The following is an 11,820-nucleotide window of genomic DNA, read 5'->3' as shown; positions in this document are numbered from 1 at the left end:
GTAAGCAAGATGCATTCGCAGCCTTTGTTGGCATCTGATGGTGGAAATTACCGCCAAATTCTCCAACTGAGAAATGAATCAGGCTAAGAGCCACGTCCTGTGAAACGAAAATAGTGATGCCTAACCAAAAAAAATATGAGCCCTAAACCATCCAGCTTGATGCCTGTTTCTGATTTAGCCATTTATAAACTAACCCTTCCGGGTTCCATCATCCATTTGCGGGGATTTTTTTTACTGTTTATTTTATTTGTGTGGACGTGCGTCTCCTGTCAAAAGATGCACAGCGGCGGGGTTTTTTGGTTACTTTTTTGACCTGCAACAAAAAAGTAACAAAGTATATCGATGCCATAACTGCTATGGACCTCCGCAACAGACTCGAATTAAATTAAAATAGTGTCTAAGTGAACAGCATTAACTGGGATAAAATAATTGAATTAAGCATAGGATAAATATTACAATCTATGTCTATTGAACAACAATTGTGTTTTAGATCTGGAAATTTTAACTTATAAAAATGCATAACCAATTAATCTAAAGTGTTTATATGCTTATTTATCAAGTGCCTAATTCTATGGGCTATTTAACTTATTCCGGACATTGATAGGTATTCTAAATATTAACTAGTTAATTAATAGTATGAATTCTGAATCAATTAAAATCAACTAAGCATCTGATCCTATGTTGAATAAGAAGAATATTCGAATCCTGATTTTTTATTTTTCTTTGTCCGTTGTGATCTTGGGTTGTGGGGAAATCCCAACATCGGAATTGAAGACCATACTTGTCCCAAATAAAACCGATGGTCCGGTACTTATGTCTGAAATGGCCATCACAGATAAGAAAATAAAATTAGAGACCAGGGATGAGGCTTTTCTTGGGCATATCAAAGGAGTGAAATTACATCGGGACAGGTTATTCGTTACGGATTCCAGGATTTCAATTTTTGATATGGAGGGGAATTTTATTCAACTTTTGGGTAAGCAAGGTGAGGGCCCAGGAGAGTATCAAAGGGTTAATGCTATGGATATAGATGAGGTCTCAGGATGTATTTTTGTTTCAGCATATAATAAGTTATTAGTTTATGGACCTGATTATGAGCTTATAGAGGAAAGAAAGTTAGGCTATCCAATTGGCTATGTGAAAATTTTGGATGGAGATTTATGGATAGTTTCTGAGGAGATAGGAAAGAAGATCGGGGATGATATTGCCAATCAGACCAGCATTTACAAACTGGATAAGGCTTTCGAAATTTCAGATACCATTCCCTTTAGGACGATTATCCTAGACAAAAAACGTATTGGAGGTTATCCGTTTAGATATTGGCTTTCCGATATTGAAGAAGGGCTATTTATGTTCATGCCGGTACTTACCCCTGAAAACCTGCTTCGGGATACTTTGTATCGTGTGTCTGACAAAATAATAAAACCAGCTTTCAAGTTCAGCTTTGAACGTGCCCAATCCCTTGATGAGCGAGAATACCAAACCCTTTTGTTGTACAACATAGTGAATAGTTCCTCTTATTATGTGTTGGAATATGACCAAGACTGGAAGCGATTTATGTTTTTGTATGACAAGAAAAACAAAACGGGACATAACCTCAGTGAGGGCCTGACTGATGGTGATGGTGAACCGGTGTTTTTAAGACCTTTGGATTTGGACCAGGATGTTTTTTACTACATCAAAAAGGCAGCCTATATTGACAGTTCCATCGAAGAGCAAAATCCTGAAATTGGAATTGTCAAATTAAAATAATCGTTCCGATTGTTTACAAAATTAACTATGAAGTATATCCCTCTGATTTTACATGTTTTTTTCGTTCTCCTGTTGCAAAATTGTGGGGATAAGGACTACGCGGATACCCTAGAGGGCACCACTACTATAGAGATCCAGAAGGATTTTTTGTTGGGCGAAGCATCGGAATTACAGTTTGAAATACTTGACACCATAAACCTTGAGGCCCCGGGAAATCCTCCAATTACTGCAATCCAGGATATAGCATTCTCAAAGGATTTTTTTCTCTTGGTGGACATTAAACAGGGACTCTTGAAATTTGACAACAGTGGTGGTTATCTCCGTACAATCGGGGAGTTGGGAGAAGGCCCCGAAGAATATACAGTACCCTACGCAATTCACCTGGATGAAAAGGGAAAAATTGTCCTTGTCGCCGATTGGCAAAAAAGGGAAGTGATTTCCTATGATCTTGAGGGAAACGTTAACTCCTCAAGCGAAAGACTGCCAGGGCATCCGATCTCCTTTTACATGGAGAATGACACCGTGCTGGTAGTCCAAGAATCACTTGTTGGTACCAAGGAAAAGCCCAGTCAGGTGTTGTTAAGTGCAATAGAACCAAATACGCTTGCAGTCAAACACCGAGAAAGCCCGCTTTACGGCTATAATTCTAACTTCACCATATTCCATTCCATCCCCAGGATACTAAGTCGGGTAAAGGGCGAAAGTTTGTTTTATTTGCCGATTATTCGCGGAGATATAAAATCGCATACTGACACCGATACGATCTATAGAAAGGAGGAGGATCGCCTGGTTCCGGAATACCTACTTTGTTTCACCGGATTTGACAATTCACACCAGTTGAGGATAGGCCAAATGGTGATGTCTGATAGGTATGTCTTTTTAAGAGTCATTTACGAAAATCAATCCCATTACTTGGTAATTGATTTGGAGAATAAGCGTCCCCTGCTTCCATTCAATCAACTATTTAACCATACGGTGACAGAAGGAATCATGCCCAGGCCCTTCGAGGAGGACGTGTTTTACTCCATTTTAAGGGATGAGGAAGGTTTTGAGGAAAAAAACCCACTGATCGTGTTATTTCGGATAATTTCGGAGGGTTAGCGGATTACTTTAAGCTTGGGGCTGATGTGACTAAATAGCCCCAGCTCACCACAGAAACCATTAAGATGTTATAGTCATCCTGGTCAATAGGTTTTATGAATTTTAAATGGTGGGCTAAAGGGTAGGTTAGGCAGTTCTTATTTTTCAGCAGATTGTAAAGGCTTCAAATGAGACGTGGGTGCTCAGTATGATAGGATGTTACCAATTCAAATCGTGCTATTTTCACCCTAAGGACCCCAACAGGCCTTGACCCAGGCAGCAACCATGAAAACACCCTGGTTACAAAAAAGGGAAAACTCTCTGAGATTTCCCTTTTGAACAAAGTTTTGCGGAAGAGGTTACGCTATCAAGTTTCCCTCATCATCCCACTGGGCGATGGTTCCTCTCGTGCTTACGTCAAGGTATACATCTTTGTATTTAGGGTCGTTTTCCAAGCCGTGCTTGGCCAAGACTTCCTCAGGCACTCCATCCCAAGCGTTGGGTCGGTTTCCTACGTATCCTAAGTCCTTAAAGCCCTCCTCACTGGTGAAAAACCCTGTGGCAGTAAGGTTTCTTAGGAGGTTGAAGAACCTCACCCCATTGGCCACTTCAGGTGCTGCCTTATCCGGATAGGCGATCAGGTCTATAATGGCGATTCTTTGTGCCTCACTGATATCTAGAAATTTTTCCCCGTACATTTCATCCGCTTTGTGGTCCAACCAAAGCAACCCACCGCGCATAGGGGTTTGATAAGCAGGGATGTCCTTCATCATAAATTCGATAAAATCAGGTACACCAGCATCAGTGGCACTTCCGGAGCTGTCGTCGGCAGGGATAATGATGTCCACGAGGATGTCCAGTTTCTTCATTTCCTCTTCGGTAAAGAAAGTTTGCGACATCAACAGCTCGTTTATCTTCATTTCTTCCGGGGTACGGCCATAACTCCCCCAGTCCCCAATTTCGGGCTCATGGGGGATATCTTTCGTCTCGGGGCTACATCCGGACCAGATAAACCCCGTGGCCAGGGAGCCTGTCAGCAACAGTTTTAGGTTTTCTCTTCTATTCATCTGTTTATAATTGTTTTTCAGTGGTCAGATAGCCTGCCCCGAACTCGTTTCGGGGGAATCTCGCAATCTTAATCATCCCTCCGTGCGTCGCTTGCGTCATGCTCGATTTCATATGTTATATATTTTTCTTTTTCAACTGGTCGGCTATATATTCCGAAGTCCTCCAAGAGAGCGCAAGTATGGTCCAAGTAGGGTTTTTATCTGCCTGGGACACAAAGGAGCCACCATCCACCACGAAAAGGTTCTTACAGTCATGGGCTTGAGCGTATTGATTCAACACCGAGGTGTTTGGGTCGTTCCCCATTCGGGTTGTGCCCACCTCGTGGATGATCCTGCCCGGCTTATGCAGACCATAATTACTTTCTTTGCCTGGTTTGTCCCCCATTATTTTCGCACCCATATTAGTCAAAATTTCCTCAAAGGTCTCGTGCATGTGTTTTGCCTGGTTTAATTCTTGGTCAGTCCATTTATAATGGAATTTGAGGACGGGAATCCCGTATTTGTCCACCACGCTGTTGTCAATTTCGCAGTAGTTGTTGTATTGGGGTATGCTTTCCCCACGTCCGGACATGCCTACGGTAGCACCGTAGAACCTCCTGATATCCTTCTTCAAACCCTCACCATATCCTCCTGCAGCACTAGGCTTTCCAAATTCATCCACAATATAGCGGCGCATGTTGTCCATACCTTGACCGAAGCCATAAGAAGGCATGCCCATCCCGCCCCAATATTCGATATGGTAGCCCCGCGCAAAATCCAGGTTTTTTTCATTGAGCCACCAGGGGGTGTACATATGCATTCCACCTACTCCATCTTCATTATACCGGTCCCTGCCAAACATTTCCGGCAGTATCCCCATCCTATCTGCACCAGTGGAATCATGCAGGTACCTACCCACATACCCACTGCTATTCCCCAATCCATTTGGGTGGGACTTGGAAGTGGAATTTAACATGATCCTGGCGGATTCACAAGCTGAAGCGCCCAAAACCACCACCCTGGACTTAAGTTTGTACTCTTTCATGTCCACCTTGCTCACGTAGGAAACACCTGTGGCTTCACCCTGGTCATTGGAAGTTACTTTTCTTACCATTGCGTGGGTATAGAGATCCACCGTGCCTTTCTTCAGGGCAGGCTTTACCAAGCAGGTACCAGCCGAAAAGTCGCCGTATACCTGGCAACCTCGGTTACACTGGCTACAGAAGAAGCATGCCCCTCTTTCATTGTTGACTGGTCTGGTAAGTATAGAAAGTCGAGAAGGGATCATGGGTATATTGGCTTTATCCGCCCCCTTTTTTATATAAAGTTCATGGAGTCTAGGCTTTGGCGGGGGTAGGAAAAAGCCGTCCGGCTCATTGTGTATACCCTCTTTGGAACCAAATACCCCTATGAGTTTGTCCACTTTGTCATAATATGGCTTTACATCCTCATAGCCTATTGGCCAGTTTTCACCTAGGCCATCAAAATCTTTTCTCTTGAAATCCAGGGGGCCAAAACGTAGGGATATCCTTCCCCAGTGGTTGGTACGGCCTCCTAGCATGCGGGATCGGAACCAGTCGAACTCACTCCCAGTTCCTCGGGTATAGGGCTCTCCATCGATTTCCCAACCTCCTATAGCAGCATCAAAATCCCCAAACGGCCTTACCGTGCTGGCACCTCGCCTGGGGGATTCCCAGGGAAAACGAAGTTGTGTGCGGTGGGAATCTTTTGCAGGATCCCAATCCGCTCCCGCCTCTACCACAGCCACAGAAAGCCCAGCTTCTGAAAGGATTTTGGATGCCATACCACCCCCAGCACCAGACCCTACGATGATTACATCATATTCTTCCGATGCCGATATTATCTGAATACTCATGTTGATTAAATTTTTTTAAAATTTCCGAAAAATTAACATAAATTTTTCAGAAAATAAAAGGATTTCTCCTTCATCCATCCCTGTCTAAAGGGCATCATCCCCTTAATATACTAGTTTTAGGGACATTCAGGCCATAAGCAATGGTTTTGGTTTATAATTTTTGAATTTTCAGGGGTTTTCCATTCACCCACCACTTTTCCAAGTTTGGAACTTTGGAAAAGTTACCGACTCAAAGAAGTGGAAAAAGGTATTCCCAAACCGTCTCCGCCACTATTTTATGACCTTCTTCTGTGGGGTGTATGCCGTCGGGTAGGTTAAGGTTCCGGTCTCCCGCTACCCCTTCCAACAAGAAGGGGATCAATTCCACTTCTTCTTCTTGGGCTATTTCTTCATACATAAACCGGAAGGACTCGGTATATTCCGCCCCCATATTTGGAGGGATCTGCATGCCGGCCAATACTATTTTTGTGGAAGGATGCTCCTCCCTCACATGAGCTATCATGGCCTTGAGGTTTTTCCTTGTCTCCTGCACAGAAATACCCCTAAGTCCATCATTACCTCCTAATTCCAACACGAAAATTGTTGGTTCTACTTCCAGAAACCAATCCAATCGATTGAGGCCACTAGCAGTGGTTTCCCCGCTAAGTCCCCCGTTTATCACCCTATATCCTAATTCTAGACTGTCTATTTTCTCCTGTATAAGTGCAGGATAGGCATCCTCTTCTTCTATCCCATATCCTGCGGTAAGGCTGTTGCCAAAAAACAGGATCAGTTGTTCTTCATTCGCGGACTGTTCCTCATACTCCTCTTCCCTGATAGAGTCTTGCTGAGTATCTGTTTTGCCGCAATGAAAAAGCAAGAGTGCTAGGAAGAGGAAAAGGTTGGAGAACCCAATTTGATATTTTTGCATAGGTATCAAGTGTTGAAATTTTATAAGCCTGTGTTAAACTAAATACAGGTGATATTTTGTTAGATGGGGAACGAAGATTTTTATCCGTCAAAGATGAACATATTACAAGTCCAAAATTTAACGAAAACCTACCAAAGCGGCAATAGAAAGTTGACCGTGTTGGATGGGGTGACTTTTGAAGTGATGCCGGGGGAAACCCTTTCCATCGTAGGCCCTTCTGGGAGCGGTAAAACCACTCTACTTGGGTTGTGCGCAGGGCTGGACACAGCCAGTGCCGGTTCGGTGCTGTTGGACGGGGAGCCCTTGGAAAAAATGAGTGAAGACCAAAGGGCCCTGCTGAGAAATCGATCCGTTGGCTTTATTTTTCAGAACTTTCAACTTTTACCTACCCTTACCGCACTGGAAAACGTCATGGTGCCACTAGAACTTAAGGGCAGAAAAGATGCCCAGAAGGTGGCTCTGAACCTGTTAGATCAGGTGGGATTGGCAGACCGGGCCACTCATTATCCTACCCAGCTTTCGGGAGGAGAGCAGCAGCGGGTGTCCATTGCCAGAGCCTTTGCCAATGAACCGAAAATCCTATTTGCAGATGAACCCACAGGAAATCTGGACACCGAAACTGGAGAAATGATAGAGGGACTTATTTTCAAGCTAAACGAAGAGAAGGGTACCACGCTGATTTTGGTCACCCACGACCTTGAGCTCGCCCAAAAGACCCAACAGATTATAAATATAAAAGGCGGAAAACTACAGGAGGTTACCCATGGCTGATGCTAAATGGATGCTGAAAATGGCCGCCCGAGACTTCCGAAAGACGGGAACCAAGCTGGTGCTTTTTGTGTCGGCCATAGTTACTGGCATTGCTGCATTGGTGGCGATCAGTTCCTTCGGTGACAATTTAAGAAAGGATATTGATAGGCAGGCCAAGGAGCTATTGGGTGCCGACCTGGTCCTCAGCAATAACGCGGATTTCGGGATTGATGATTTGGATACCCTTTCGGCGGAAAGGGCCAGGGAAATCAATTTTGCTTCCATGGTTGCTTTTCCGGGAAAAGGGGAAAGCAGGCTTACCCAGGTGAGGGCTCTGGAAGGGGATTTCCCATTTTATGGAAGTTTTGAGGCTGAACCTGAGCAGAGTGAATCCGATTTTAGGGCTGGGGGAAAGAAAGCCCTGGTGGAGCAGTTGCTGCTCAAACAATTTGACGCAAAGGTAGGGGATTCCATAAAGGTGGGGGAAGTGGTGTTCGAAATAGCCGGGGCACTTACAAAAGTCCCCGGACAGACGGGTATCACCGCTACCGTGGCTCCGGCGGTTTACATTCCCATGGAATACCTGGAGGAAACGGGATTGGTACAATTCGGTAGCCGGGTAAATTACCTTCGATATTTTGCCTTGACGGGTCAGGAAGATGCTCCGGAAATCATTGAGGCTTACAAGGAGCATTGGGAAGAGGAGGGTATACGGTACGAAGATGTGGAGGCCAGAAAGCAGTCCACGGGCCGTTCTTTCGGCAACCTTTCCAACTTTCTCAGTCTGGTTGCCTTTATTGCGGTGCTGTTGGGGTGTGTAGGCGTGGCATCAGCCATTAACGTTTTCGTAAAGGAAAAGCTGCCTTCAGTGGCAGTGTTAAGATGCCTAGGTGTGACAGCTGCGAAGATCTTTGGTATTTATCTTATGCAGATTTTTATCATGGGTGGTATTGGATCCTTGGTAGGAGCGGGTTTGGGAACGGCATTGCAATACGTTTTGCCTTTAGTTTTTAGCGATTTCTTACCAGTGGAAGTTACCGTGGAGTTGTCCTGGAGTGCCATAATGCTGGGAACCGGAACCGGAATTCTTATCAGTTTGCTATTCGCGTTGATACCCTTGCTCAAGATTCGTACGGTATCGCCCATGATGACGCTTCGCCCAGAGGCAGCCACTATCCGATTTGGCAAGGATCCCCTGCGTTGGGCGGTGGTTGGTCTCATTGTACTGTTTATGGTGGGGTTTAGTTATTACCTGCTCCGCAATTGGGAGCAGACGTTTTGGTTTACCGGGTATGTTTTTTTTGCTTTTGGATTGCTATGGATGATTGCTCTTGGGATTATGAAGTTGGTAAAGCGCTTTCTTCCCTTGTGGATGGCCTACCCTTTCAGACAGGCTTTGGCGAACCTTTATAGGCCCAACAACCAAACAGTGGCCCTTATTGCCACAATAGGATTGGGTACTGCCATGATTTCCACCTTGTTTTTTGTGCAATACCAGCTTCTGGACGAGGTACGCTTTGCCGATAAGGAAGACCAGCCCAATATGCTGTTTTTTGATATTCAGACCTCCCAGGTGGAGGCGGTTAGCCAAAAACTCACCGATGCGGATCTGCCCATTTTGCAGGAGGTTCCTATTGTCACCATGCGCCTAAATGCGGTAAATGGGATCAATAAAAGAGTAAATGAGCAACTTCCGGAAGAGGAAAAAAGATCGGGTGGCCTATACAACAGGGAGTTCAGGGTCACCTATAGGGATGAGCTTATCTCTTCCGAACGCATTGTGAAAGGGGAGTTGGTTCCCTACCTTGAGCCTGGGGATTCCATTTTTGTCTCGCTGGAAAAGGGTTATGCGGAACGGAATCGGCTGGAGATAGGGGATGAAATAGTATTCAACGTGCAGGGGAGACCCATGACCACCTATGTGGGCAGCTATAGGGACGTGAATTTTCGGCAGGTGTCCACCAATTTCTTGGTGGTGTTTCCCGAAAAGGTACTGGAGAATGCCCCAAAGTTCCATGTGCTTATTACCAAAACCGGTTCGGACCAAGAAGCCGCTAACCTGCAAAACGAGATAGTCAGGGATTTCCCCAATGTGTCGGTAATCAATTTGGCGACCATAGTGGACACCTTGGAGGAGATTTTGGGAAAAATCAGTTTTGTTATTCAATTTATGGCCTTGTTCAGTATCATCACTGGAGTTTTGGTACTCATTTCCTCTTTGATCATCAGCAAGTTTCAGCGAATCAAAGAGAACATCCTTTTGCGCACGATAGGGGCTGGGACAAAGGTCTTGGTGAAAATAAACACCCTGGAATACCTTTTTCTAGGTAGTCTCGCAGCCTTGAGCGGTATATTGCTTTCCATCATTGCCGCAGCCCTGTTGAGCATCTATACCTTTGAGATCCCGTTTAGGATGGAATGGGCCTTGTTGGGTGCGGTCTATTTGGGGATCACTGCGCTTACCGTTTTTCTTGGGTGGTGGAACAGCCGGGATATATTAAAAACCTCTACCATGGAGGTTTTGAGGGATTGAAATTGAGGGGTGCTCACAAAGACTTGGCACCCTAATGAGCTCGTATAGGATTTAGGAACATCGAAAAAGCGCAAAACCCAAGAATATCAATGTATTCGGCTGGTGTTGATCTGTGTCGTCAAGCATCAAATATGGGTAGCCGGAAAAATGGTGTCACTAGGATGCCAGTCCCGCTAGGGGCGGGATGTACTCCTACTCCCATGAAATGGAATAACCGTATTTGCAATTACATTTTACAAGAACTGCTTTTAATATGCGTGAAGCTTTCCAAATTAGATTAATCGGGTTGATTGCGATAAATAGGTTTTCCATCCTTACTACCTGGATTATGTGGGCTGTTAACATTTACCTTTTCAAATCCGCTTACATCTTTTAGCCAAATCCCGTGTGTGAAAAAACTTGGGAGGTCTTCACCCCATTCCAAATGAAAATGATCCAGGTACAGCCCATTCACATTTTGGGCATACAGCCCAGGGATGTCGTGTTTGAAAAGCCTTAGTTGGGGATCGGCCACCGGCCGGAGGTCAAAGTTACCTCCATAGCTTTCTGTTTCTACCCCTTTGGTGATAAGAAGTTTCATCCTGCTCATATGGATGTTTTCCAGTGGACTGTCTTCCAATCCATATAGGTTGATTCCATGCTCACCTACCATAGTAATCTGATGGAAGTAAACGTCTTTGATGCTCCCGGCACTTAGACCCGGGAACCTGGACACTGCCGATAGATGAATGGGTTCGGCATTCCCCCACCACTGCCCATTGTGCAAGCGGGTTTCTATGCTGATATTGGAAAAGTGTAATTCTTCAATGTGGCTTTTATCATGGGCAAAGATACCAATGCCCCTGTTCGACCCATAAATTTGAATGTTGGAAAAAGTACACCTCCGGATGGGGTGCTGCCCATATCCCACCCTTATTCCAGCAGACCTGGATTGGAGTTGACAGTTAGTGACAATCAGGTTTTCCGCATACTCGGATTTGTTGCCATATTTGGTGGCTTTTTGAACCTCAGGGTCAAAGTCCGGGACATCCTCTTCTATTGCAAAACCCGTCATCACAATTGCATCATCCCCTCCTCGGATATGGCAGTTGTTGATCCTCACGTTTCTAGAGGCGGTTAAGTGTATGCCGTCACTGTTCGGTATCATCAAGTTATTGAAGATCCTAATATTATCCACTGAAGCTTCTTCCACATAGGCCATACGAATGGCCCAGGATGGGGAATCCAATAAGGTGAAATCCTTTAGGGTCAACTGGCTACAATGAAAAAAGGAGAGTGTCATCCCTGGCTTGGGAAGCCTTTTATAGGGCCCGTCCGAATAAAACTCTCCTTCGGGCATATAATCTAGCCCTTGTCGGGTGAGTTTCCTGTCAAATTCTTCATAGGTATGGTTTGCAGTAGTGTCATAAAAATGAATACCGTTGGCCTGGATGGTTCCTGAGCCGGTAATGCCGATGTTAGTGGCATCTTCTGCGAAAACCATTCCATGCAGCCTGAATGTTTGTAGGTAGTCCTCTCTGTCCAGGCTTCCTTCTAAGATGGCTCCCTGCTCCAAATGGAGAAGCACAAAATCTTTTAAGACCAAGGTACCAGTGATAAAGCGACCTTGGGGAACAATCACCCTGCCTCCCCCTTCTGAGTGGCAGAGGTCAATAGCGTCTTGGATGGCCTCCGTGGACTTCTTCCCATCTTCGGCACCATAATCCAGGATGTCATAATCTTTGGAATAGCCGTTTAGTGCAAAGACCAAAAGGAGGGTAATGAGGCAAATAGTTCGCCTATGGTAGGTTACACTTGTGAAACTTACTAGCATATTGGTTATAAAGGTTTATCCAAAGTCAATATTCAAACTTTTTAAATCCCCTCCAAAGGT

The 11,820-nt window shown here is 45.0% G+C and carries 8 protein-coding genes; 4 read left to right on the top strand and 4 right to left on the bottom strand.

From position 1 onward, the window contains the following. Nucleotides 1-678 precede the first annotated feature (678 nt). Together DB520_RS19960 and DB520_RS19955 are read left to right on the top strand one after the other, a co-directional pair. Nucleotides 679-1,752: a 6-bladed beta-propeller gene (locus DB520_RS19960; RefSeq protein ID WP_114751535.1), complete on the top strand. Its 1,074-nt coding sequence runs from the start codon at nt 679-681 to the stop codon at nt 1,750-1,752. 27 nt (nt 1,753-1,779) lie between these two features. Then, nucleotides 1,780-2,853 carry a 6-bladed beta-propeller gene (locus DB520_RS19955; protein ID WP_114751534.1) on the top strand — a complete coding sequence of 358 codons (1,074 nt, stop codon included), beginning with the start codon at nt 1,780-1,782 and terminating at the stop codon, nt 2,851-2,853. 338 nt (nt 2,854-3,191) lie between these two features. Here DB520_RS19955 and DB520_RS19950 read toward each other — a convergent pair whose 3' ends face one another. The 3 genes from DB520_RS19950 to DB520_RS19940 form a co-directional block, all read right to left on the bottom strand. Continuing rightward, nucleotides 3,192-3,899, bottom strand: a complete 708-nt coding sequence (locus tag DB520_RS19950; protein WP_114751533.1) for a gluconate 2-dehydrogenase subunit 3 family protein — start codon at nt 3,897-3,899, stop codon at nt 3,192-3,194. A 115-nt stretch (nt 3,900-4,014) separates the two neighbouring features. Beyond that, nucleotides 4,015-5,754, bottom strand: coding sequence for a GMC oxidoreductase (locus DB520_RS19945; RefSeq protein WP_114751532.1), 1,740 nt, complete (start codon nt 5,752-5,754; stop codon nt 4,015-4,017). A 229-nt stretch (nt 5,755-5,983) separates the two neighbouring features. Then, nucleotides 5,984-6,664, bottom strand: a complete 681-nt coding sequence (locus DB520_RS19940) for an arylesterase (RefSeq protein ID WP_114751531.1) — start codon at nt 6,662-6,664, stop codon at nt 5,984-5,986. 93 nt (nt 6,665-6,757) lie between these two features. Here DB520_RS19940 and DB520_RS19935 point away from each other — a divergent pair, with 93 nt between their 5' ends. Both DB520_RS19935 and DB520_RS19930 read left to right on the top strand, forming a co-directional pair. Beyond that, nucleotides 6,758-7,435: an ABC transporter ATP-binding protein gene (locus DB520_RS19935; RefSeq protein ID WP_114751605.1), complete on the top strand. Its 678-nt coding sequence runs from the start codon at nt 6,758-6,760 to the stop codon at nt 7,433-7,435. Beyond that, on the top strand, nt 7,428-9,947 hold the full coding sequence (locus DB520_RS19930; RefSeq protein WP_114751530.1) for an ABC transporter permease: 2,520 nt from the start codon (nt 7,428-7,430) through the stop codon (nt 9,945-9,947). The genes DB520_RS19935 and DB520_RS19930 overlap by 8 nt, the downstream gene beginning before the upstream one ends. A gap of 277 nt (nt 9,948-10,224) precedes the next feature. On the opposite strand, the gene DB520_RS19925 is transcribed toward DB520_RS19930, so the two are convergent. Next, nucleotides 10,225-11,760, bottom strand: coding sequence for a glycoside hydrolase family 28 protein (locus tag DB520_RS19925; protein WP_114751529.1), 1,536 nt, complete (start codon nt 11,758-11,760; stop codon nt 10,225-10,227). Nucleotides 11,761-11,820 lie beyond the last annotated feature (60 nt).

This window comes from Pleomorphovibrio marinus, assembly GCF_003347495.1.
GTDB classification, from domain to species: domain Bacteria; phylum Bacteroidota; class Bacteroidia; order Cytophagales; family Cyclobacteriaceae; genus Pleomorphovibrio; species Pleomorphovibrio marinus.
This window is presented reverse-complemented; position numbering and strand designations above follow the sequence as displayed.

What these genes read in the sequence shown, in the direction of transcription:
- DB520_RS19960 (WP_114751535.1), top strand. Translation starts at nt 679, where the DNA reads ATGTTGAATAAGAAGAATATTCGAATCCTGATTTTTTATTTTTCTTTG.
- DB520_RS19955 (WP_114751534.1), top strand. Translation starts at nt 1,780, where the DNA reads ATGAAGTATATCCCTCTGATTTTACATGTTTTTTTCGTTCTCCTGTTG.
- DB520_RS19950 (WP_114751533.1), bottom strand. Translation starts at nt 3,899, where the DNA reads ATGAATAGAAGAGAAAACCTAAAACTGTTGCTGACAGGCTCCCTGGCC.
- DB520_RS19945 (WP_114751532.1), bottom strand. Translation starts at nt 5,754, where the DNA reads ATGAGTATTCAGATAATATCGGCATCGGAAGAATATGATGTAATCATC.
- DB520_RS19940 (WP_114751531.1), bottom strand. Translation starts at nt 6,664, where the DNA reads ATGCAAAAATATCAAATTGGGTTCTCCAACCTTTTCCTCTTCCTAGCA.
- DB520_RS19935 (WP_114751605.1), top strand. Translation starts at nt 6,758, where the DNA reads ATGAACATATTACAAGTCCAAAATTTAACGAAAACCTACCAAAGCGGC.
- DB520_RS19930 (WP_114751530.1), top strand. Translation starts at nt 7,428, where the DNA reads ATGGCTGATGCTAAATGGATGCTGAAAATGGCCGCCCGAGACTTCCGA.
- DB520_RS19925 (WP_114751529.1), bottom strand. Translation starts at nt 11,760, where the DNA reads ATGCTAGTAAGTTTCACAAGTGTAACCTACCATAGGCGAACTATTTGC.